At 36.6% G+C, this 268-nt stretch carries 1 pseudogene; it reads left to right on the top strand.

The annotated features are described in order from the left end of the window. Nucleotides 1–268: pseudogene (locus tag V6255_RS18070) on the top strand (DNA translocase FtsK); the annotation flags it as partial.

Here is a 268-nt window from a genome sequence, read left to right as displayed (position 1 = left end):
TAGAAAAAAAGCTAGCGAAGGTCGATTACTCTCATTTACCAGAACATGCTCGTCCAGTAGAACGATTTCTAGCGGATCAAAATATTGCGCCTTTACCCCATATTGATTTATTAGATTGACCTGACAAAAAAGAAAACCCTATTTCACAGCAAGAGTTAGATACAGCAGCTCGTTTAGTATAATCTAAAATGCTAGAATTTAAAATAAAAGCAGATGTCGTTAATGTATTACCGGGGCCTGTGATCAGTCGTGTTGAATTAGATTTAGC

Source organism: Psychromonas arctica (assembly GCF_038155225.1).
Classification (GTDB): domain Bacteria; phylum Pseudomonadota; class Gammaproteobacteria; order Enterobacterales; family Psychromonadaceae; genus Psychromonas; species Psychromonas arctica_B.
This window is presented reverse-complemented; position numbering and strand designations above follow the sequence as displayed.